General features: G+C 66.3%; 21 protein-coding genes. 19 read left to right on the forward strand and 2 right to left on the reverse strand.

Annotation, left to right across the window (positions count from 1 at the left end; genetic code table 11):
* Positions 1 to 110: 110 nt before the first annotated feature.
* Both AC3A6I_RS19600 and AC3A6I_RS19605 read right to left on the reverse strand, forming a co-directional pair.
* Complete coding sequence (locus tag AC3A6I_RS19600) at positions 111 to 1,550, reverse strand: M81 family metallopeptidase (RefSeq protein ID WP_487545552.1); 1,440 nt, start codon at positions 1,548 to 1,550, stop codon at positions 111 to 113.
* Entirely contained in the window at positions 1,550 to 2,725 is a 1,176-nt protein-coding gene (locus tag AC3A6I_RS19605) for an MFS transporter (RefSeq protein ID WP_487545553.1), read from the reverse strand. The genes AC3A6I_RS19600 and AC3A6I_RS19605 overlap by 1 nt, the downstream gene beginning before the upstream one ends.
* Before the next feature lie 325 nt (positions 2,726 to 3,050).
* Here AC3A6I_RS19605 and AC3A6I_RS19610 point away from each other — a divergent pair, with 325 nt between their 5' ends.
* The 19 genes from AC3A6I_RS19610 to phnE (AC3A6I_RS19700) all read left to right on the forward strand — a co-directional run bounded on the left by AC3A6I_RS19610 (position 3,051) and on the right by phnE (AC3A6I_RS19700) (position 22,315).
* Complete coding sequence (locus AC3A6I_RS19610) at positions 3,051 to 4,214, forward strand: Gfo/Idh/MocA family protein (protein WP_487545554.1); 1,164 nt, start codon at positions 3,051 to 3,053, stop codon at positions 4,212 to 4,214.
* Positions 4,215 to 4,228: 14 nt separating this feature from the next.
* Positions 4,229 to 5,116 carry a carbohydrate ABC transporter permease gene (locus AC3A6I_RS19615; protein ID WP_487545555.1) on the forward strand — a complete coding sequence of 296 codons (888 nt, stop codon included), beginning with the start codon at positions 4,229 to 4,231 and terminating at the stop codon, positions 5,114 to 5,116.
* Positions 5,117 to 5,202: 86 nt separating this feature from the next.
* The gene (locus AC3A6I_RS19620) at positions 5,203 to 6,045 is read left to right on the forward strand and encodes a carbohydrate ABC transporter permease (RefSeq protein ID WP_487545684.1); all 843 of its coding nucleotides are present in this window, start codon (positions 5,203 to 5,205) and stop codon (positions 6,043 to 6,045) included.
* Positions 6,046 to 6,116: 71 nt separating this feature from the next.
* Positions 6,117 to 7,340: an ABC transporter substrate-binding protein gene (locus AC3A6I_RS19625; protein ID WP_487545556.1), complete on the forward strand. Its 1,224-nt coding sequence runs from the start codon at positions 6,117 to 6,119 to the stop codon at positions 7,338 to 7,340.
* Between the two features lie 80 nt (positions 7,341 to 7,420).
* Positions 7,421 to 8,503, forward strand: coding sequence for an ABC transporter ATP-binding protein (locus AC3A6I_RS19630; RefSeq protein WP_487545557.1), 1,083 nt, complete (start codon positions 7,421 to 7,423; stop codon positions 8,501 to 8,503).
* A 23-nt stretch (positions 8,504 to 8,526) separates the two neighbouring features.
* Positions 8,527 to 9,393 (forward strand): MurR/RpiR family transcriptional regulator, encoded by an 867-nt coding sequence (locus tag AC3A6I_RS19635; RefSeq protein ID WP_487545558.1) that lies wholly within the window; start codon positions 8,527 to 8,529, stop codon positions 9,391 to 9,393.
* 32 nt (positions 9,394 to 9,425) lie between these two features.
* Entirely contained in the window at positions 9,426 to 11,465 is a 2,040-nt protein-coding gene (locus AC3A6I_RS19640) for a beta-N-acetylhexosaminidase (RefSeq protein WP_487545559.1), read from the forward strand.
* A 465-nt stretch (positions 11,466 to 11,930) separates the two neighbouring features.
* On the forward strand, positions 11,931 to 12,671 hold the full coding sequence (gene phnF, locus AC3A6I_RS19645) for a phosphonate metabolism transcriptional regulator PhnF (protein WP_487545560.1): 741 nt from the start codon (positions 11,931 to 11,933) through the stop codon (positions 12,669 to 12,671).
* Positions 12,664 to 13,092 (forward strand): phosphonate C-P lyase system protein PhnG, encoded by a 429-nt coding sequence (phnG, locus tag AC3A6I_RS19650; RefSeq protein WP_487545561.1) that lies wholly within the window; start codon positions 12,664 to 12,666, stop codon positions 13,090 to 13,092. The genes phnF and phnG overlap by 8 nt, the downstream gene beginning before the upstream one ends.
* On the forward strand, positions 13,092 to 13,631 hold the full coding sequence (phnH, locus tag AC3A6I_RS19655) for a phosphonate C-P lyase system protein PhnH (protein ID WP_487545562.1): 540 nt from the start codon (positions 13,092 to 13,094) through the stop codon (positions 13,629 to 13,631). The genes phnG and phnH overlap by 1 nt, the downstream gene beginning before the upstream one ends.
* Positions 13,631 to 14,713, forward strand: a complete 1,083-nt coding sequence (locus AC3A6I_RS19660) for a carbon-phosphorus lyase complex subunit PhnI (RefSeq protein ID WP_487545563.1) — start codon at positions 13,631 to 13,633, stop codon at positions 14,711 to 14,713. The genes phnH and AC3A6I_RS19660 overlap by 1 nt, the downstream gene beginning before the upstream one ends.
* Complete coding sequence (locus tag AC3A6I_RS19665) at positions 14,710 to 15,624, forward strand: alpha-D-ribose 1-methylphosphonate 5-phosphate C-P-lyase PhnJ (RefSeq protein WP_487545564.1); 915 nt, start codon at positions 14,710 to 14,712, stop codon at positions 15,622 to 15,624. The genes AC3A6I_RS19660 and AC3A6I_RS19665 overlap by 4 nt, the downstream gene beginning before the upstream one ends.
* A complete protein-coding gene (locus AC3A6I_RS19670) occupies positions 15,621 to 16,442 on the forward strand; it encodes an ATP-binding cassette domain-containing protein (RefSeq protein WP_487545565.1) in 822 nt (273 codons plus the stop codon). Before AC3A6I_RS19665 ends, AC3A6I_RS19670 begins: the two co-directional genes overlap by 4 nt.
* Before the next feature lie 10 nt (positions 16,443 to 16,452).
* Positions 16,453 to 17,193 carry a phosphonate C-P lyase system protein PhnL gene (locus AC3A6I_RS19675; RefSeq protein ID WP_487545566.1) on the forward strand — a complete coding sequence of 247 codons (741 nt, stop codon included), beginning with the start codon at positions 16,453 to 16,455 and terminating at the stop codon, positions 17,191 to 17,193.
* Positions 17,180 to 18,382 carry an alpha-D-ribose 1-methylphosphonate 5-triphosphate diphosphatase gene (locus AC3A6I_RS19680; protein ID WP_487545567.1) on the forward strand — a complete coding sequence of 401 codons (1,203 nt, stop codon included), beginning with the start codon at positions 17,180 to 17,182 and terminating at the stop codon, positions 18,380 to 18,382. The genes AC3A6I_RS19675 and AC3A6I_RS19680 overlap by 14 nt, the downstream gene beginning before the upstream one ends.
* Before the next feature lie 168 nt (positions 18,383 to 18,550).
* Positions 18,551 to 19,381: a phosphonate ABC transporter ATP-binding protein gene (gene phnC, locus AC3A6I_RS19685; RefSeq protein ID WP_487545568.1), complete on the forward strand. Its 831-nt coding sequence runs from the start codon at positions 18,551 to 18,553 to the stop codon at positions 19,379 to 19,381.
* A gap of 47 nt (positions 19,382 to 19,428) precedes the next feature.
* Positions 19,429 to 20,346: a phosphonate ABC transporter substrate-binding protein gene (gene phnD / locus AC3A6I_RS19690; RefSeq protein WP_487545569.1), complete on the forward strand. Its 918-nt coding sequence runs from the start codon at positions 19,429 to 19,431 to the stop codon at positions 20,344 to 20,346.
* A gap of 228 nt (positions 20,347 to 20,574) precedes the next feature.
* A complete protein-coding gene (gene phnE / locus AC3A6I_RS19695; protein WP_487545570.1) occupies positions 20,575 to 21,459 on the forward strand; it encodes a phosphonate ABC transporter, permease protein PhnE in 885 nt (294 codons plus the stop codon).
* A gap of 1 nt (position 21,460) precedes the next feature.
* On the forward strand, positions 21,461 to 22,315 hold the full coding sequence (gene phnE / locus AC3A6I_RS19700; protein WP_487545571.1) for a phosphonate ABC transporter, permease protein PhnE: 855 nt from the start codon (positions 21,461 to 21,463) through the stop codon (positions 22,313 to 22,315).
* The last annotated feature ends 72 nt before the right edge of the window (positions 22,316 to 22,387 follow it).

A 22,387-nucleotide genomic window follows, 5' to 3' on the forward strand; every position in this document is an offset into this window, starting at 1 on the left:
CGCAGAATCTCGGTGTGGTTCTATCGGAGATAAGCAGCCGATATGGCGGATCAAAGATGCCCGGCCTGCGGCACCTTAACCCGCAATCACGTTCACGCGTTCAGACACGTTCAGGCGAACGGCGCCCGCTTCGACGGCACGGCCGTAGGCGCGTAGGCGAAGTCCTTGTCGAAGGGGTAGGTCGGCACGGTCTTGCGCAGACGCGGCAGGCGCTCGACGAACTGATCGACGACGCCCGGCGACAATGCCATCAGGCTCGGATTGGCGATCGGCGCCAGCTCGGGCGACAGATAGCCCGACTTCACCACGACGATCCTGGCGTTGATCGGATCGAGGCCGAGCTTCTCGAAATCGGCGATGTCGTGGAAAGGGCGGCGGCGGGCGGTGACGACGAGGTCGATGCCGCCGATGCGCAGCACCGCTTCGCGCAGGCGCGGTTCGGCGGCTTCGAGGAGGAACGTGACCCTCGCTTCCACCGGCACCGGTCGGCTCGCGGGGTCGAGGCTGCCGCCAATGCTCACGGAAATGTCGGCTCCGAGGCCGGCCGCATAGGCGGCTTCGGTCGCGGCAGCATCGGTGATGCCGGCGAAGATCACGCCGGTCGCGCCCTGCTGCAGCAGCTCGGCCAGCACATCGGCGCGGTCGCCGACGCCACCGCCGGTGGGGTTGTCGCCGGATTCGGCGATGATCGCCGGATGGGTGGTCGCCGCGATCGCCTGCCGGACACACTCCTCGATCGTGCCGGTGGGCGGGCCGAACACGAACTCGTCGCGGACGTCCCAGTAGGACTGCGCCAGCGCTTCGGCAGCTTGGGCCAGTGCGGCTCGGTCAGTGCCGGTCATGATGGCGGCGGCGGTGGCGCGCGGCTCGTCGGCCCAGACATAGCCGACCATCAGCGAGGCATCCCAGATTTCGGGCGCGGCATCGATGGCGGGAAGGCCGGCATAGAGGCGCTTGGCCGGTTCGTCCTCGGTGCTGGTGCGTTCGCCGGGGAGCACGACCGGGATCCTGGCCCACATGATGCCGGGGCGCTCGCCGGTTTCGAGCGTGCGGACCAGCATGGTCACGGCGCGGCGCATGGTCGCCTCGACGTCGATATGCGGGGCGGTGCGGTAGGTCGAGAACATGTCGAGCGCATCGACGATGCGCTGGCTGACATTGCCGTGCAGGTCGTAGCTCGCGGCAATCGGCAGGTCGGGTCCGACCAGCTCGCGCACCGCGCTGATGAAGTCCCCCTCGGCGTCCTCCATCCCTTCGACATAGACCGCGCCGTGCATGGCGAGATAGACGCCGTCGAGCGGGCCGGCGTTGCGGATGCCGTCGAGGATTTCGGCCTTGAACGCCTCGTAGGTTTTCCGCTCCACCGGGCCGCCGGCGATGGCGCGGGCGTGGAGCGTCGGCACGAACTCGGCCGGATAGTCCTTGAGGAAGGCGAAGTAGTCCGAACCGGTGAGCGCGGCGCCGCGCAGGATGCGAAACTCCGCCTCGTGCACGAGCACCGGGTTATAGGTGCTGCACTCGGTGTGGATGCCGCCGACAACGATGCGCATCAGGCTTTTCCTTGGGCGAGCGTGGTTGTGGAGGCGGTACGGCCGAGACGGGTCGAGAGCACGAGGCTGATCACCAGCACCGGCAGCAGCGCCGCAAGGCCGGCGCGCAGGTCGATATGCTCGCCGATAAAGCCGATCAGCGGCGGGCCGACGAGGAAGCCGAGCAGCGCGATGAAGGAGAGCGTCGCCACATTGGTCGAGGCGCGGGCCGGATCGAGGTCGGCCGCGGCGGTGACGGCAAGCGGGAAGCCGACCGAGGCGCCGAGCCCGGTGATGCCGAAGCCGATCAGCGCGATGGTCATATTGGGAGCAAAGGCGAGAACGGCGATGCCGGCCAGCGCGAGGACAACGCTCAGGCGAGCGAGCAGCGGCGCGCCGATGCGCGACTTGGCCCAGTCGCCGCCGAAGCGCCCGGTGGCGACGAGCCCGGCGAAGACGGAATAGCCGATGCCGGCCTCGCCGCCGGCGCCCATCACTTCGCGCAGGAACACCGCCGACCAGTCGGCCATGGCGCCCTCGGTCATGGTGATGCCGAAGACGAAAAAGCAGATGCCGAGCAGGGCCCAGCCGGGGAGGCGCAGGCCGTGCGGCTTCTCGCCCGGCGCCGCCGTGTGGGTGTCCGGGCCGTAGTCAGGGACGAGGCGGCCGACGAGCGGGCCGATCACCAGGGTGGCGGCGCAGACGATCAGGATCGACCAGCCTGCCGCGATTCCGGCGGCGGCGAAGGCCGAGCCGATCAGGCTGCCGGTCATGATGCCGAGCGACCAGAAGCCATGTGACTTGCTCATGATCAGGCTGCCGGTGGCCTTCTCCACCTTGTCGGCCTCGACGTTGAGGCCGAGCTCGACGAAGGACAGGGTCGAGCCGCAGGCCATCAACGCGATGAACAGCAGCACCGGGTTGGGCGCGAAGGCGGGCAGGCTCACCGCGACGGCATAGAGCGCAAAGCCGATGATGATGGCGGCGCGGGCGCCGATGCGGCCGACCAGCGGCCCGGCAAAGGGCAGGGTGGAGAGCGTTCCGGCCGGCAGGCCGAGCAGCACGATGGCGAGCCCGGCGGGTCCGAGGCCGAGCGCCTGCTGCACATCCGGAATGCGCGGCAGCCAGCTGCCAAAGGCGATCGGCTGGAGAAAGAATACGAGCATGGTCAGGCGCTGCGGAGTAAGGTTGAGCACGCGCGTGCCGCCTTTCTTCTGGGAAGGTGAGCGAAGGACCCGTCCGATGTCATTGATTTTCATCGATGACGGACTGTCATTGTGTCAAGTGGTAAGTCCACATCCATACCAATTGCGACCATCTGTGCGCGAACGTGCGGCAGAGTCACTAGGCACGCTGCCTAAAACGCGAGCCTTCTGTGCGAATCCAGTGCGAATCCCACAAAATTCGCGGGTGGCTTAGATTGGTATTGAAATCCGCTCTGTCATCGTGTTGACATGGGTTCTGAATTCTGGACACGATGAAAATCGTTTACAGGTATTCCACCTGAAGAGAGGGTCAGGGATGAAGGTAGGGATTGTCGGCCTGGGGTATCGTTTGGGCTACCTGGCGCGCGTGTTCAGCGTGCAGAGCCCGGATTTCTCCGTGGTCGGCTATGTCGATCCCGCGCCGGCCGGCCTGCCCTACACGCAGCAACACGACATCCCCGTCGGCACGGCTTATGACAGCCTCGAGGTGATGCTCGATGGCGAGCAGCTCGACCTCTTGATGGTCGGTTCGCCCAACCACCTCCATCTCGATCATATCCGCACCGGGCTCGAGCGCGGGCTCAAGGTGTTCACCGAAAAGCCGGTGGTCACCTCGGTTGAGGAGACGATGGCGCTGGCGGCGCTGATCGCCGAATACGGCTCGGACAACCTGATGGTCGGGCTCGTGCTGCGCTATGCGCCGCTCTACAAGGATCTGCGCAAGGCGCAGGCCGATGGGCTGCTCGGCGACATCGTCTCGATCGAAGCGTCCGAGCACATTCCGCCCTATCACGGCGCCTTCTTCATGCGCGACTGGCGCCGCTACGAGCGCTACTCGGGCAGCTTCATGCTGGAAAAGTGCTGCCACGACCTCGACCTCTATAACGGGGTCATGGGCGCACGGCCGCGCTACGTGTCGAGCTTTGGCGGTCGGCGGACCTTCATCCCCAAGAACGCGCCGCAGGTGCACGGCATCAACGACCTCGAGGTCTATCATCGCAAGCCCAGCGGCTGGATGGGCTCGGACAAGGTGTTCGACAGCGACGGCGACATCATCGACTACCAGACGGCGATGGTGGAGTACGAGAACGGCGCCGCCTTCACCTTCCACACCAACCTCAACGTGCCGCACGATTTCCGGCGCTTCGCGGTGATGGGCGTCAAGGGCATGGCCGAGGGCGACTTCATCCGCAACTATTTCCAGGTGACGGATTCGCGCAGCTCGGACCGGCTGATCGACACCACCTACCAGCTCTCCGACCTCAGCCAGCATTATGGCGCCGACGAGCAGATGGCGACCGACATCATGGCGCATCTGATCGACGGCGCGCCGCTGCCGGTCTCGGTGGTCGATGCGCTCGAAGCGGGGCTGCTGGCGATGAGCATGGACGACGCCATGCGACAGCGCCGCGTGGTCGACATGGCGCCGATCTGGCGCGAATTCGACGGCGCCCTCGGCCGATCCGCGCAGGCCGCGTAAGGGAGGCAGGGAACATGACCGCTAACCGCAACGCCGTCATCTTCGCCCTAGCGCTCCTCGCCCCCGCGGTCGCCTACACCCTGTTCATCGTTGCCTATCCGCTGGTCGACACGGTCATCCTGTCGTTCACCAACGCGGCCTTGCGCCCGAGCTTCGACTGGGTGGGCTGGGCCAACTACCAGAAGATATTCTCGGGCACGCGTTTCACCGAGATCATCATCCGCACCATCGTGTGGACGCTGTTCTCCGTCAGCCTCAAGATGATCATCGGCACCATGGGCGCGGTGCTGCTCAACGCGGCGCTGCCGGGCCAATCGATCTTCCGCGTGCTGACCATGCCGCCCTGGATCGTGCCGATGGCCATCGGCATCTACATGTGGGGCTGGATGTATAACGGCCAGTTCGGCATGATCTCCGGGCTGCTGCAGAATTTCGGCCTCGTCAGCGGACCGATCGCCTTTCTCGGCTATGGCAACACCGCCTTCTGGGCCACCATCGTCACCGACGTGTGGATCGGCGTGCCGATGGTGACGATCTACCTGCTGGCCGCGATCCAGTCGGTGCCGCGCGACCTGCACGAGGCGGCCTGGGCCGATGGGGCCGGGCGGTTCTACCGCTTCCGCCGCATCACGCTGCCGCTGATCCTGCCGGCCATGCTGACCATGTCGCTGCTGTCGCTGATCGCGACCTTCAACTCGTTCGACATCATCTGGATCCTGACCCAGGGCGGGCCCTCGGGGCAGACCACGACGATGATCATCGACACGTTCCAGACCGGTATCCGCTCGTCGAAATACGGCGAGGGCGCGGCCCGCGCGGTGCTGATCTGCATCTTCGTGTCGGTCTTCTGCTTCCTCTACTTCCGTGCCGTCCGCCGCCTGTCGCAGGGAGAAGCGCGATGACCAGCATCACCACCGACGCCGTTTCCCGGGAGGGCACGACCACGATCCTGCCGGCCAAGCGCAGCAAGGCGAAAACCACCCGCGCCATGATCGACCGCTATCGCTGGTACGAAGTGGTGGCGCTCTATGCCGGCCTCGCGCTGTTCCTGATCTTCGTCCTCTCGCCGTTCGTCGAAGGCTTCCTCGTTTCGCTGAAGCCGCTGAGCCAGCTGTTCTCGACGCCCTACAGCTTCATCCCCGAAAACGGTTCGTTCGACGCCTACATCACGATGTGGACGAGCGTGCCGAACCTCGCGCGTTACATCTTCAACTCGCTGTTCATCGCCACGGTCGAGACGGCGATCGTCGTCGCCATCGCGGTGCCGGCGGCCTATGCCTTCGCGCGCTTCAACTTTGCCGGCGCCGGCGTGCTGCTCGCGGCCTTCCTTGCGGTCAACATGTTCTCGGGTGCGGTGCTCCTGATCCCGCTGTTCCGGCTGATGCGCGGCATCGGGCTGCTCAACACCTATTGGAGCCAGATCGTGCCGGGCGCGGCCTTCCTGATCCCGGCCTCGATCTGGCTGCTGCGCACCTACCTGATGCGCATTCCGCGCGAGCTCGACGAGGCGGCCTGGGTGGATGGCGCGTCGCGGCTCTACACCATGCGCCGGGTCATCCTGCCGCTGGCCATGCCGGGCATCGTCGTGGTCGCGATCATGACCTTCATCGGCGCCTATGCGCAGCAGTTCATCTTCGCGCTGACCTTCAACTCCAAGACCGAGTTCATGCCCCTGCCGATCGGCCTGTTCGGCTTCTTCGGCAAGCAGGAAGTGGTCTGGAACGAGCTGATGGCAGCCAGTTTCGTCGGAATCCTGCCGGTGATGATCATCATCATCTTCCTGCAGCGCTACCTCGTCGCCGGCCTCACCGCCGGGGCGATCAAGCAGTAAGCCAGGCCGGGATCAGGGGTCCCGGCCGGAGGGAAAGGCGTCCAGCCGGACGCTTATCAAGGGAGACTAAAGTGAGCAGAACGACTTCGCTTCTTGCCGTATCGCTGCTGGCGCTCGCCAGCGCCGCGCCGGCCGCCTATGCCCAGGACGTCAAGGAAATCACCTTCATCAACTGCGGCGACGAGCTGACGGCCGGCTACGCCGACTACTTCGCCGAGTGGGAAGCCGCCAATCCCGGCTTCAAGGTCGCTCCCGAAGTCGTCGGCTGGGGCCAGTGCCAGGACAAGGTGACCACGCTCGCCGCCGCCGGCACCCCGGTCGCGCTCGCCTATGTCGGCTCGCGCACGCTCAAGCAGTTCGCCCAGAACGACCTGATCGTGCCGGTGCCGATGACCGACGAGGAAAAGGGCGCCTACTATAACTATGTGCCCGACACGGTGACCTTCGAGGGCACGCAGTGGGGCGTGCCGGTGGCGTTCTCGACCAAGGCGCTGTTCTGGAACAAGGAGATCTTCGAGGCCGCCGGGCTCGATCCGGAAGTCGCGCCCAAGACCTGGGCCGAAGAGATCGCCTTCGCCAAGCAGATCGAGGACAATACCGACTTCGATGGCTTCGGCGTCGTCGCCAAGACCTTCGACAACACCATGCACCAGTTCCTGCACTGGGTGTACACCAATGACGGCCTCGTCATCGACGCGGACGGCAACATCGTGCTGAACAGCCCGCAGGTGCTCGAGGCGCTGACCGCGCTCAAGGACATCTCGGCCTATGCCGAGGAAGGCCCGACCGCCTACGAGCAGAACGAAGTGCGCGCCATCTGGCTCGACGGTACGCTCGGCATGATCCATGCTTCGGTGAACGCCGGCATCCTCGCCGACGAGGCCGGCATGAAGTGGGGCGTCGCGCCGCTGCCGCTCGGTCCGCAGGCCAAGGGCCCCGGCACGCTGCTGATCACCGACTCGCTGGCCGTGTTCAAGGGCACGGGCGTCGAAGAACAAGCGATCAGCCTCGCCAAGTTCATCACCGCTCCCGAGCGCCAGTGGGCCGCCGAGATGGCGCAGGGCCTGACCCCGCTCCGTCCGCTCGAGCCGCAGACGTCCGAGCTCGTCGCCTCCAAGCCGTACTGGCAGCCGTTCCTCGACGGCATCGAGTTCGGCGGGCCCGAGCCGCTGCTGACCGACTATATCGGCCTGCAGAACGTGATGATCGAGATGGTGCAGTCGGTGGTGACCGGCGCCGCCGAGCCGGCCGCCGCGCTCGAAAAGGCCGCTGCCGATCTCGAGCAGTACAAGTAAGACCCTCCCGGCCGCCGCGACTTCGGTTGCGGCGGTCCTCCCCCATCGCGCCGCGCGACGGCCCCATGGAGACCTCCGGATTGAGCCAGCTCAGCCTAACCCAGCTCAAGAAATCCTTCGGCGAAGCCGAGATCATCAAGGGCCTCGACCTCGAGGTGGATGAAGGCGAGTTCGTGGTGTTCGTCGGCCCCTCGGGCTGCGGCAAGTCCACGCTGCTGCGCATGATCGCGGGCCTCGAGGATGTCACCGACGGCGAGATCGTCATCGGCGGCAACGCGGTGAAGGACCTGCCGCCGGTCAAGCGCGGCATCGCCATGGTGTTCCAGAGCTATGCGCTCTACCCGCACATGTCGGTGTTCGAGAACATCGCCTTCCCGCTGCGGGTCGAAAAGCTGCCCAACGACCAGGTGAACACCCGCGTGCAGCAGGCGGCCAAGGTGCTGCAGCTCGAAACGCGGCTGCAGCAGCGGCCGGGCACGCTGTCGGGCGGCCAGCGCCAGCGCGTCGCCATCGGCCGCGCCATCGTGCGCCAGCCCAAGATTTTCCTGTTCGACGAGCCGCTCTCCAACCTCGACGCCGCGCTCCGCTCGGAGATGCGGATCGAGCTGATGGAGCTGCACAAGCGGCTCGGCTCGACCATGATCTACGTCACCCACGACCAGGTCGAAGCCATGACCATGGCCGACAAGATCGTGGTGCTGAATTCGGGTCGGATCGAGCAGGTCGGCTCGCCGCTCGAACTCTACCACAAGCCGCAGAACCTGTTCGTCGCCGGCTTCATCGGCTCGCCCAAGATGAACTTCGTCAAGGCCGTCGTGTCCTCGGTTGCCAATGGCGAAGTGGTGGTCGACCTGCGCGGCAATGGGCGGATGACGCTGCAGCGCGAGAGCGCCGATGCCGATCTTGTTGGCAAGGAAGTGACGCTGGGCATCCGGCCGGAGCACCTGACGCTGGGTTCGGGGCCGTTCACCGTGTCGGCGACGCCCAACATCATCGAGCGGCTGGGCATCCACACCATTGCCTATTGCACACTGCCCTCGGGTGAGAACTTTACCTGCCTGTTCGATGGCGATCCGGAGATCAGCGAGGGCACGGCGTTCGATGTCGGCCTCGATCCGGCCGATTGCCACCTGTTCGACACCGAGGGACGGGCGATCGCCTGATCGGTGAGGCCTGGGGAGGATTCATGCTCGACCTTGTCGGGTTCCTGCAGAGCGAGAGCGAGACGTTCACGCGATCCGAGCAGCAGCTCGCCAGGGTGATCCTTACGGACATCGCGGGGGCGCTGCGCGCCTCGATCGTCGAACTGGCGACGGCGGCCGACGTGTCGGCGCCGACGGTGACCCGCTTCTGCCGGCGGGTGGGGTGCGAGAGTTTTTCCGAGTTCAAGGTGCGGCTGGCGCAAAGCCGTTCGGTGGTGCAGCGCTACGTCAATGCGCCGGAAGGCCCGAACTCGACTGACGAGATCGCGCACACGGTGATCAACCACGCACAGGCGGCCCTGTTCTCGGTGCTCGACAGTATCGACACCGACGCGGTGGAACAGGCGGCCGACGCGATCGTGGGTTCCAGCTACCTGCTCGCGTATGGCTCGGGCGGCACCTCGTCGATGGTCGCCAGCGAGATGGAGACGCGGCTGTTCCGGCTGGGCCTCAAGATCACGGCCTCGATCGACCACCAGGCGCAGCTGATGCGCGCGGCCGGTGCGCCGCGCGGTACGGTGGTGATCGCCTCCTCGGTGAGCGGGCGCAACCGGCAGCTGGCGCAGGCTTTGCGGGTTGCCGGCGATTACGGCATGACCCGCGTGGTGCTGACCCGGCCCGGATCGCTGGTGGCGCAGGAAGCGGACATCCTGCTCGGCATCGACATCCGCGAGTCCGACGACATCCTCAGGCCGTCGCCGACGCGCTACGCCTTCCTCGCCCTCACCGATATCGTGGCGCAGGCAGTGGCGACGCGCATGAAGGCGACGGCCATTCCGGCGCTCGGACGGATCAAGCATCAGCTGATGCTGAACCGCGACGAAGACGACACCCAGCCGCTCGGCGACTGACCCACCGGACCAGCCCTTCCAGGACATTCGACATGACCAGCCTGCCCATGCTCACGCTCTCGACCACCTGGATGCCGGCGGCCGAAGGCCAGCCGCTGAGCTACGCGCTCAAGCTCAGGAATCGTGGCGATGCGCCGGTGAAGGGCTTTCGGCTCTGCTTCTCCGGTCCGGCGCGGATCGATCCGAGCGCCGATATCGAGGGCGGCACGCTCGAGTCGCGGGTATCGAACCACTCCGAGCTGTCGCCGGCGGCGGGCTATGTGCTGGAGCCGGGTGCGACCTGGCAGGTGACCGTCCGCGGCCTCAGCTATCCGCTGCGGCACTGGAGCGACGGCGCGAACAGCGCCTATGTCGTCCTCGCCGACGGCGCGATCGTGCCAGTGATCACCCAGCCGACGAACGCGCCGCGCGACAATGCTCCGCGGGTCAAGGGCGCGGCGATCTTTCCGGTGCCGGCCAAAACGCCGGTGAACCTCTCGATCATCCCGTGGCCGAAAACGGTGCGGACGACCGGGGCGCAGCCGGTGCCGGCCGGGCTCGACGTCGGCGCGCACAGTGCCGCGGGCACGGCGGCGGCTGCGGCCTTAGCCGAGCTGGTCGACAGCCTGTTCCCGGCCGAGGGGCTGAGCCGCCCGATCGCCGAGGGCGGCCTTCGGGTGACGCTGGCCGACAAGGCCGGGCTCGGCAAGGAAGCCTATGAGATCGAATTCGCGGCCAACGCTGCGACGGTGTCGGCCTCGACCGAGACCGGCTTGCTCTATGGCCTCGTCACGCTCGGGCAGATCGTGCGCGGGGCTAAGAAGCACCCGGGCAATTTCGTGTTCCCGGCCGGTGGCAGCATCGTCGACGAGCCGGCCTATGGCTGGCGCGGCACGCATATGGACGTGGCGCGGCAGTTCTACGCCACGGCAGAAGTCAGCCAGTTCCTCAAGATCCTCGCCTGGAACAAGCTCAACCGCTTCCACTGGCATCTCAGCGACGACGAGGCGTGGCGCGTCGAGATCGACGCCTATCCGGCGCTGACCACGATCGGCGCCTGGCGCGGGCATGGGCTGCCGATCCCGGCGCTGCTCGGCTCGGGGCCGCAGCCGGTCGGCGGCTATTACAGCAAGGCGGCGATCCGCGAGATCGTCGGGCTGGCCGAGCGGCTGGGCATCGCGGTGGTGCCGGAGATCGATATTCCCGGCCATTGCTACGCCATGCTGCAGGCCATCCCCGAGCTGCGCGATCCGGATGAACACGGCGACTACTTTTCGGTGCAGGGGTTCCCGAACAACTGCATCAATCCGGCCTACGAAAAGACCTACGAGGTGCTGAGCACCATCTTCGACGAGCTGGTCGAGCTGTTCCCGGCCAAGATCATCCATATCGGTGCCGACGAGGTGCCGCTCGGGGCCTGGTCCGGCTCGCCGCTGGCGCTCGAGCGCCTCAGGGTGCTGAAGGGCGAGGCTGCGGCTGCGGCGCACGCAGCTCGGCTCAACAAGACCACGAACCTCCACGGCGCCGACGATATCGAGGGCACCGGCACCGCCGTGCTGCAGGCCGAATTCCTGCATCGGGTGCAGGCGCTGCTCGCGTCGAAGGGCTGCGTCACCGGCGGCTGGGAAGAGGCGGCGCATGGCAACGTCATCGAGAAGGACAAGAGCTATCTCGTTGGCTGGCGCAATGTCGAAGTCAGCGCCAAGCTGGCCGGCGAGGGCTACGACATCGTGGTGGCGCCGGGGCAGCGCTACTATCTCGACATGGCGAACGGCATTGCCTGGTCCGAGCCGGGCGCCGGCTGGGCCGGCTGGTCGGGGCCGATGGAAACCTACGAGTTCGATCCGACCGAGGGCTGGACGACCGAGCAGAAGAAGCACTTCCTCGGCGTTCAGGCCTGCATCTGGTCCGAACCGATGACCGACCGCGCCATCTTCGACCGGCTGGTGTTCCCGCGGCTTTCCGCCATAGCCGAGACCGGCTGGACGCAGGACAGCGCGCGGTCGTGGGGCCGGTTCAGCGCCCTCGCCGGTCTGATGCCAATTCTTTACGGCAACTGGCAGACCGAGCTGCCGCAGGTGGCCGAGGAGTAAGAACCAAACGCGATTGTCGCCTCATCCACGGAGTCATTCCCGCGAAAGCGGGAACCTCTGTTTGCGGTGGTGGCAGCCAAACGGAGATCCCCGCTTTCGCGGGGATGACCCGGCGAGTGGGGATGGTCGGAGCATAACATTGCCCTCGGTGGGGACTGCCCACTGTTGGGTGCCTAAACTCGATTGTCATCCCTGCGAAAGCAGGGATCCACCGCCCCGCCAGCGCGGACCCTCCACTAATCTCGGTCCCTCCACCACCCACCGGGTCATCCCCGCGAAAGCGGGGATCTCCGTTTGGCCGCAACCACCGCGAACAGAGATTCCCGCCTTCGCGGGAATGACACCGTGGGTGGGAGCGCTCCTTCTGCGCTGCGCTTACGTCATCAAAGTGCAGGCGTTTTCTGTCACTTGGCCGTCATGCAATCGAGCTAGTTCCGAACTCATCCGAATGACTAGCAGGGTCGCATGCGCAGCCAAGGGCATACGTGGGAAACCACGCGGGACAGGATCAGCGACGAGATCGCCTCGGGGCGGCTGGCGCCGGATACGCGCCTGCCGTCGGAGCCCGAGATGTGCCGCCTGTACGGCACGCGGCGGCATTCGCTGCGCCGGGCGCTGGCCGCGCTGGAAGGCGAGGGCAAGCTGCGGACCGAGCACGGGCGCGGCACTTTCGTCGAACGCGCGCCGCTGGTGAACTATGTCATCGGCCAGCGCACGCGCTTCCGCGAGAACCTGCTGTCGCAAGGCCTGACGGCGAAGGGCCAGGGCATATCCGAAGCGCTGATTCCGGCCGACAGCCGTATCGCCAAGGCGCTCGACCTGCCGGTGGGCGCGCTGGTGCATGCCATCTGCCGGCGCGGCTTTGCCAACGACCTGCCGATCAGCCTCGGCTGGTCCTACCATGATGCTTCGCGCTTCCCCGATCTCGCCGAGAAGCGGCGGCAGGGCATCTCGGTCACCGAGGTCTACCGCGCCCACGGCATCGAGGACTACCGGCGCCTGCGCACCACCATCTTCACCCGCCCGGCCGACGAGCGCGAGGCGCCGCTGCTGATGCTGCGGCCCGGCCAGTCGGTGCTCGTCGTGCAGAAGGTCGACGTCGACAAGGCGGGCCGGCCGATCGCGTTTTCAGAGGGCGCCTGGGCCGGCGACCGCGTCCAGTTCACTTTCGACAGCAGCCCCGAGGAGAAGCACGACGATGCTTGAGAGCAATAGGCATTCCGAAGCGCTGGGCGTGCTGGCCCGCGCCGAGCCGGCGCGGCTGAAGGCGTTGGCCGAGCGGTTGCTCGAGGGGCTGGGCGACATCGAGGTCGTCACCAACCGCACTGGGCTGGTGATGGTGCCGATACGCGACACGGTCGAGAGCGCTGAGTTCTATCTCGGCGAAGTGCTGGTCAGCGAGGCACAGGTCGCCGACGCGGCCGGGCACATTGGCTACGGCATGGTCACCGGGCGTGATCTCGAACGCGCCATGGCGATGGCGGTGGTCGATCTCGCCATGGCAGCCGGGCAAGGGACGGACGAGACGGCGGCCCTGCTTGCCGATGAGCGCCGCCGCCTCACTGGGCTCGATGATGCGCGCATGCGCAGCGTCGAGGCGACGCGTGTCGAGATGGAGACGTTCTGATGTTGACGATAGCCCTTCCCGATGCGGCCGAGCTGCGGTCCAACTCGACCTTCGAAGCGCTGATGTGGGCCTTGGCCCGCCCCGGCGAAGTGCGGGCCATGCCCGAGCCGGGGCTGGCGCCGCTGGTCGAGGCACTGGTCGATATCGAGTGCCGCGCCTTCGGCGACACAGCCGAGTTGCGCCGGCTGATCGATGAAACCCGCGCAGAGGTAGCGGAGTCCGCCGGCGCCGCCGACCATGTCTTTCTCGAGCGGTTGCCGGACGACCTGACCCCCCTCAGCTTCCTGCGCTGCGGCAGCGCGCTTTATCCCGATGATGGCGCGACGGTCGGTATCGCTGCGCAGATCGGGCAGGGACAGCGGCTGCGGCTCAGCGGTCCGGGGATCGACGGGGTGCGCGAGATCGCATTGGCGCTGCCCGCAGAATTCTGGCGGTTGCGCGACGAACTCTGCCTCTATCCCGAGGGGTTCGACCTGTTCGTGGTCGATGGCGCCGATGTCGTCGGCCTGCCCCGCTCCACCCAGATCGAGGTGCTCTGATGGCTTATGTCGCGACCCGTGGTGGCGAAAAGGCCATCGACCAGGCCGAGCGGCTGTTCCGCGAACAGCTGGGGCCGATCGATGCCGAACGCGTGCGCCAGATCCAGCAGTCCATGCCCTATCTCATCGACCGCGTGATGGGCGAAGCCTCGCTCTATTCCGAGGAATTGGCGGCCCTCGCGCTGGCCCAGACCGGCGGTGAGCTCAGCGAAGCCGTGCTCGTCCTCCGCGCCTGGCGGACGACCCAGCCACGCATCGCCATCGCCGCAACGGTCGAGCAGGATCAGCTGCTGACCCACCGCCGCATCTCGGCGGCCTTCAAGGACATCCCGGGCGGCCAGATCCTCGGCCCCACCCTCGACTACTCGCACCGCGTGCTGGCGACCGACGTGCTCGAAGGCACCCCCTTCGTGCCCCCCGCCGTCGAGCCGGCTGCTACGTCGGCCCCGATGCACCAGCCCTCGCTCGCCGCCTGGCAGCGCCAGCTCGGTCTCGTCGCCCCGGCGCCCGAGCCCGCGGCCGCGGCCGCGGATATCCCCGACGTCACCCGAGAGCCGCTGCTGTTCCCCGCTTCGCGCGGCCATCGCCTCCAGAGCCTTGCCCGCGCCGAAACCGGCGGCGTGCTGGCGCTCGGCTACGCCGCCATGCGCGGCTACGGCAACGCCCACCCGACGGTGAACGAGCTCCGTCTCGCCGAAGCCGAAGTCGTCGTGCAACACCCGACCGGCACCACGTTCTCAGCCGGCCGCGTCCGCGTCAGCCAGGCCGAAGTCACCGCCAAGCGCGACCTGCTCGAACTCGGTTTCGCCGCCACCTTCGGGTGGAACGAAGTGAAGGTGATCGCCGCCGCAACGCTCGACCTCAACTCGGCCGCCGCCGAACCCGGATCGCCAGTCCAGGAAGAATTCTACCTCTACCACACCGAGAGCGTCGAAGCCTCGGGCTTCTGCATCCATTTCAAGCTCCCGCACTACGTGACCTTCCAGTCGGCGCTCGACGCAATGCGCGACGCCAAAGCCAAAAAGCAGCCCGCTCCGGCCGGCACCGCCGCCGAGCTGCGCCAAGAGGAGCCGGTGGCATGAGCCTCAAGACCCTGACCAAGCCCTGGGCCGCGACCAGCTACGGCTTCCTAGATGCCTCGGCCAAGCGCGAAGTGCGGCGCAAGCTGCTCAAGGCCATCGCCGTCCCCGGCTGCCAGATGCCCTACGCCAGCCGCGAAGTGCCGATGGCGCGCGGCTGGGGTACCGGCGGGCTGCAGGTGACGCTGACGCTGGTGAACCCCCGCTCGGTGGTGAAGGTCATCGACCAGGGCGCCGATGACGGCGTCAACGCCGCCTCGATCCGCCGCTTCATCAGCCGCGTCTCGCACGCCACCGAGACCTGGGACACGCTCGACGCCACCATCGTCCAGTCGCGCCACCGCGTGCCGGAGGAGACGATGGGCGCGGACCAGATCCTCGTCCTCCAGGTGCCCAATCCCGAGCCGCTGCGCGGGGTCGAGCCCAACATCTCGATCGCCCGGCAGATGCACGCCGACGCCGACTACGGCAAGCTGTGGCTGACGCTCTACGAGCAGCTGGTGCGCAAGGGCCGCATCATGCAGGGCGCGGCCTATCCGAGCCTCGTCAACGGCCGGCACGTGATGACGCCGTCGCCGATCCCGCGCTGGGACGTGCCCAAGCTCAACATGGCGAAACACCTGACCATCCTCTCGGCCGGGCGCGAAAAGCGGCTGTTCGCGGTGCCGCCGCATACCCGGGTCGAGCCGCTGGTCTTCTCGGACCGGCCGTATCTGGTCGAGGATCACGCGAGCCTCGTCTGCGAACGCTCGGGGCTCTCGGGCTACTTCATGAACGAGATCCCGCAGGACAATGGCGGCTCGATCTTCGAGGTCTCGGACAGCAATCTCGGCATAAAGGCCATCCGCCGCGGCGAAGGCACGCCGGTCACGGTCGGCGACACCTGGTATCGCAACGGAAAGTTCTCAGCATGAGCCCGGAAACGAGCCTGCCGCATCTGTCGCTGCTGCCGCCGCAACTGCTCGATACCCCGCCGATCGTCACCATGCGCGGCGTCAGCCGGCGCTATGGCGAGGTGGTGGCGCTGAAGGGCGTCGATGTCACGGTCTATCCCGGCGAAGTGCTGGGCATTGTCGGCGAGAGCGGCTCGGGCAAGTCGACGCTCTTGCGCACCATGAACCTCGAGGAAATCCCCGATAGTGGCGACTATCGCCTGCGCCTCCCCAATCGCGACGACGGCAACCTGTTCGAGATGGAGCGCTACCAGCAGCGCATGCTGCGCGCCCGTCATATCGGCATCGTCTACCAGAACCCGCATCTGGGCCTGCTGATGAAGCACAGCTCCAGCGGCAATGTCGCCGAGCGGCTGCTGATCGCCGGCGAGCGCAGCTTCGAAGTGCTGCGCTCAAAGGCGCGCGAAGCGCTCGATGCTTCCGAGTTCCCGCTCAACCGCATGGACCATCGTCCGGCGGACCTGTCGGGTGGCATGCAGCAGCGCGTGCAGCTCGCCAAGGCCATCGCGCTCGAGCCGGCTTTGCTGCTGCTCGACGAGCCGACCACCGGGCTCGACGTCTCCATCCAGGCGCTGGTGCTCGATACGCTGAAGCGCCTGCAGCGCGAGCGGAAAATCACCATGGTTCTGGTGAGCCATGACCTCGGTGTCATCCGGACAATGGCTGACCGTGTTCTGGTGATGCGGCGCGGCAGCATCGTCGAACAGGGGCTGGCGGACCAGGTGTTCCAGGATCCGCAGCACGCCTACACGCAGCAGCTCGTCCACGCCAAGCTATAGGGTCTTGCGCATGTCATCGCACCAAAAGCCGTTGTTGCGCGTCGCCGGTCTCACCAAGACCTTCCACATGCACCATCTCGATAGCGTGCTGCACGCCTTCGAGGGGATCAGTTTCGATCTCGACGCGGGCGAGTTCATCCTGCTGCGCGGCTCGAACGGCGCCGGCAAGTCCACCCTGCTGCGCACGCTGTGGCGCAGTTATCTGCCGGTCGGCGGCCACATCTGGTACCAGTCGCGGATGGGCGAGATCGACCTGGCGCGGGCGGCGGATGTCGATATCTCGCTGCTCAGGCGGCAGGAGATCGGCTTCGTCACCCAGTTCCTCAATGCGCGGCCGCGGGTTGCCGCCGAGGATATCGTGGCCGAGCCGCTGCGGCTTGCCGGGCGCTCAGCCGCCGAGGCGACTGAAGAGGCGCAGCACTGGCTCAACGAATTCGGCGTGCGCCGGCAGCTGTGGCGCGCCTACCCGTCGACCTTCTCGGGCGGTGAGCAGCAGAAGGTAAACCTGGCGCGAGCGCTGGTGCTGCCGCAGCGGCTGTTGCTGCTCGATGAACCGACGGCGTCGCTCGATGCCGGGGCGCGGCAGGCGTTGGTGCGCCGGCTCGGCGATCTCAAGGCCGCCGGTGTCGCCATGATCGGCGTGTTCCACTATCCTGGCGATGTGGCCGAACTCATCGATCGTGAGATCGGGCTGGTCACGCGCACCCTGTCCTCCGAAGTCAACGAGCGCGACGAATATGTGGCTGTCTGATTTTCGCCTGGTCCTTGCCGACCGCATGATCGAACGCGGTTCCATCCGCATCGAGGGTGGCGAGATCGTCGCCATCAGGGACACGCCGGTCGACGGCGCCGATATCGTCGGCGGGGGGCTGCTGCTGATGCCGGGCATGATCGACATGCATGGCGACATGATCGAGCGCGAGATGGAGCCGCGGCCCAATGTGCGCATGCCGATGGAGATGGGCCTGCGCGATCTCGACCGGAAGCTTGCGAGCTCGGGCATCACCACCGCCTATGCGGCGTTGTCGTTCAGCCCCGGTTCGACCTACGGGCATATCCGCTCCTACGAGCATACCAGCGCCATGATCCGGGCCATCCGGCAGTATCGCGACGAGCTGCTGATCGACCATCGCGTGCATGCCCGTTTCGAGGTGACCTTCCCGGCCGCCCTCGCGGTCGTGCACGAGCTGATCGCCGAAGGCTCGGTGCAGCTGATCTCGCTGTGCGACCACACGCCGGGGCAGGGGCAGTATCGCGATCTCGATCTGCAGAAGGCCAACTACGCCAAGACCAAGGGGGTCACACTCGAGCAGGCTGCCGCGCATCTCGAAGCCCGGATCGCCGAGCGCAAGGCAACGACGGGCGACCTCAACGCTACGCTCAAGGAGATCGCCCAATATTGCGCGCTGCACGGCGTGCCGCTCGCCAGCCACGACGACGACACGGTGCAAAAGGTCGAGCTGATGCAGACCCTGGGCGCCAATATCAGCGAGTTTCCGGTCACCATCGAGGCGGCGCAGGAAGCGCGGGACCGCGGCATGCTCAATGCCATGGGCGCGCCCAACGCACTGCGCGGCATGTCGTATTCGGGGAACCTTTCGGCGCGCGAAACGCATGCGGCGGGGCTGCTCGATATGTTGGCGGCCGACTACCATCCCTCGGCCATGCTGCCGGCCGTGCTGATCCTCGCCGAAACCGATCCGGACGGGCTGCCGGGAGCAGCGCGGCTGGTGTCGCTCAACCCGGCGCGCGCGCTCGGGCTCGAGGATCGCGGCGAGATCGCGGTGGGCAAGCGCGCCGACCTGATGATCGCCGACGATCACGGCGTCGGCTATGTCCGCATGGTGATGAGCAATGGCCGCATGGTCTATTCGGACGGCAAGCTCGAGGCGGCGCAAAGCCGGGTGGCGCGTCACCAAGATGTCATCCGAATGAGTTAACACGGTTATCGACACGGGGCAGTGTATCGCCGTCAGCGTACGGCACTCCCCCAACAACCGCCGGGCGGCATGAACAGCGGGCCGCTCCAGAAGTGAAAAGCGCGAAGGTCGTCGCCTGCATGGTCAGGCCACGGGCGAGGTTTGACTTGAATCTGCAAAGGGCAGGCGATGCTTGAATTCAGGAACGTCACCAAGAAATTCGGCGAAACCGTCGCGGTCGACGGCGTGTCGCTGAGTTTTGTTCCCGGGCAGATGGTCGGCATCATCGGTCGGTCGGGCGCGGGCAAGTCCACGCTGCTTCGGTTGGTCAACCGGCTCGTGGCGGCCTCGAGCGGCGACATCAGCTTCAAGGGCACCAATGTCAGCGAACTGACCGGGCGCGACCTGCGCGTATGGCGAGCGCGCTGCGCCATGATCTTCCAGCAGTTCAACCTGGTGAACCGGCTCGATGTGCTCACCAATGTGCTGATCGGACGCATCGGCACCGCCGGCACGCTGCCGGTGATGTTCAAGCACTTTCCCACCGAGGATCGGGCGCGCGCCGCCATGGCGCTCGACCGGCTCGACCTCCTCGCCCAGGCGCTGCAGCGTGCCGATACGCTGTCCGGCGGCCAGCAGCAGCGCGTAGCGATTGCCCGCACCCTCATCCAGCAGCCCGACATCATCCTCGCCGACGAGCCGATCGCTTCGCTCGATCCACGCAATGCGCGGCTGGTGATGGAGGCGCTGCGCAAGATCAACCGCGAGGACCAGATCACCGTCATCTGCAACCTCCACACGCTCGATGCGGCGCGCGCCTATTGCGATCGCATCGTCGGCATGGCGCGGGGGCGCGTCGTGTTCGACGGGGCGCCGTCCGAACTGACCAGCAGCGTCATTCAGGCCATCTACGGCAGCGATGGCGAAGACGAGGTCGACGAAAACCTGACCTCCACGATCGGGGCCACCATGGTCCCGGTGCCGGGGCGGGCCAGCGAACTGGCTGCAGCCGTGCACTAGGCCGCACCACTACCCACCGACTACCCAAGCTAAACCGGAGACTCCTCATGAACACGTTCATGGGCCGCGTTGTTGCGGCCATCGCGATGACGGCCGCGCTCGTCTCGCCGACCCTCGCCCAGAGCTGGAAAGACCAGTTCCCCGAGCTGACCATCGGCATCTCGTCGAGCGAGAACGAGACCGATGCGATCTCGCGCAACCAGCCCTATGCCGACTACATGACCCGCGAGCTCGGCGTTCCGGTGAAGCTGGTCCGCGGCACCGACTATGCCGCCGTCGTCGAAGCCATGCGCTCCGGCCACGTGCAGTTCGCCTCGGTCGGCCCTGCCGCCTATGCCCTGGCGCGCAAGATCATGGGCGAGGATATCGCGCCCGTGGCCGTTACGCTCGATAACGAAGGCAACCTCGGCTATTATTCGGTGATCGCCGTGCGTGCGGACAGCCCGTATCAGTCGATCGAGGACATCAAGGGCAAGTCCTTCGCCTTTGCCGATCCGAATTCCACGTCCGGCTTTGCCGTTCCCTCCTACTACCTCTCGACCCAGCTCAACACGACGGCCGACGACTATTTCAGCGAAGTCGCGTTCTCCGGCGGTCACGAGCAGAGCGTCATGGCGCTGGTCAACGGCACCTTCGAGGCCGTCGCCACCTCCTGGCGCAACGAGGAGTCGGGCACGATCCAGACCATGGAGCGCAAGGAACTGATCCCGGCCGGCTCGGTCCGCGTCATCTGGAAGTCGCCGGTCATCCCGAACACGCCGGTGATGATGCTCACCACGCTGCCCCAGGAACTGCAGGATGCGTTCAAGACCGCGCTGATGGCTTTCCCGGAAAAGGATCCGGAGGGTTTCAAGATCTACAGCAACGGCAATTCGAGTGGCTACGTCGAAGCCAAGCACGAAGACTATCTCGATGTGGTCGCCATCACCGAGTTCAACGCCGAAGCGCGCAAGGCCGCCCAGTAACGCAGCGGCATGACTTCCCGGCACGGAGCCTTGAGCATTTCACGATCGGACTGAAGTGGCGCCCCACCCGCGATGTCATTCCCGCGAAGGCGGGAACCCAGTCGGAGCACCGAGCGTGCGGCTGCTGGATCCCCGCCTTCGCGGGGATGACGCCGGAGTTACGGACCGCTTCGAATGTGAACTGTCTCCCGGTTCTGTGCCGGTCCTTCTTTCAAGGGTCCAGCACTCATGAACGCAATCGACGCCCAGGGGCAACGCATCGCCCAATTCAACGCGCGCTATCGGCGCGAGCAGAACATCAAGTGGGCGTGGACGGCGCTGTACGGCGTCATCTTCCTTGCCGCGCTTGCCGGTTCGGTCTGGGTCAGCGACTTCAATATTCCCGGGCTGATGAAGGGCCTGCCCAAGGCTTGGAACTATATTGCCGGCACCCTGCCGGAACTGACGCTCGAGAACCTCTGGGCCGACCTCGGCGACTGGTACTGGGGTCTCAGGAAGTGGCTCCTGCTGCTGGTCGAGACCGTGTTCATGGGGTTTGTCGGCACGGCTCTGGGCGGCCTCGGGGCGCTGCTGCTCTGCTTTGCGGCCTCGCGCAACCTCGTCGCCAACAGCTGGATCTATTTCGCCGCGCGCCGTGCGCTCGAATTCTTCCGTACCGTGCCCGAGCTGATCTTCGCGCTGATCTTTGTGTTCGCCTTCGGGCTGGGTCCGTTCGCGGGCGTACTCGCCATCGCGGTGCACACCATCGGGTCGCTGGGAAAGCTGTTTGCCGAAGTGAACGAGAATGTCGACGACAAGCCTATCGAGGGTGTGCGTGCCTCCGGCGGCAACTGGCCGATGATCATGCGGCTCGCCGTGGTGCCGCAGGCGCTCCCCAATTATGCCAGCTACCTGCTGCTGCGCTTCGAGATCAACGTGCGCGGCGCCTCGGCGCTCGGCATCGTCGGCGCCGGTGGCATCGGGCAGGAGCTCTATCTCGCCATCCGGCAGTTCGAGTATCCGGACATCTCGGCCATCCTGCTGCTGCTGATCGCGGTCACCGCCATCATCGACATCACCTGCGAAGCCATCCGCCACCGCCTGATCGGGCAGGGCGTGACGGGGAGCCACTGACATGCAGACGACGCTCGGTTCCGCCGAAATCTCCCGTGTCCGCGCCGCACATCCCGAGCTGTTCCGTCGGCCGCTCGGCCAACGGGTTCGCGACTGGGGGCTGTGGCTCGCCTTCTTCGCTGTGCTCGGCATCGGACTGGTGTGGATCGACGCTTCGCCGCTGCGCATCTGGAACGGGCTCTCCAAGCTCGGCCTGCTGGTCCGCCTGATGCTTCCACCATGGCCGGGCGAGAGCTTCTTCGAGTTCTGCATTGGCATTGCCGAAACGATCGGTATGGCCTTTCTCGGCACCCTGATCGCGGCGGTGCTGGCCGTGCCGCTCGGCTTCCTCGGCGCCAAGAACGTCGTGCCCAACAGCGTCATCCATTTCGGCCTGCGGCGCCTGTTCGACGCCTTCCGCTCGATCGACGGGCTGGTGCTGGCGCTGATCTTCGTGTCTGCCGTCGGCCTCGGGCCGTTCGCCGGCGTGCTGGCCATCGCGGTGGGCGACCTGATGGTGTTCTCGAAACTCTTCGCCGAGGCGATCGAAAACGTCGACAACAAGCCGATCGAAGGGGTGCGCGCCGCCGGTGGCGCCGGCACGCATGTCATGCGGCTCGGCGTCTTCCCGCAGGTGTTCCCGGTGATGCTGAGCCACGTGCTCTACTTCTTCGAGTCGAACGTCCGCTCGGCGACGGGGCTCGGCATCGTCGGTGCCGGCGGCATCGGTCTCCAGCTCTCGGATCGCATCCGGATCAACAACTGGCAGGAGGCGGCGTTCATCATCCTGATGATCCTCGTCACCGTCGCGGTCATCGACAACCTGTCGCGGCGCATCCGCATGAAGATCATTCAGCATGCGGGCCAAGCCCATTAGCCTGGCAGAATTCCATGGACTAACGCCGCACCAACAGGCTGTCTCCACCCGGTCGTAGGCAGCCTAACTCCG

The organism is Devosia sp. Soil_C_22, assembly GCF_057657195.1.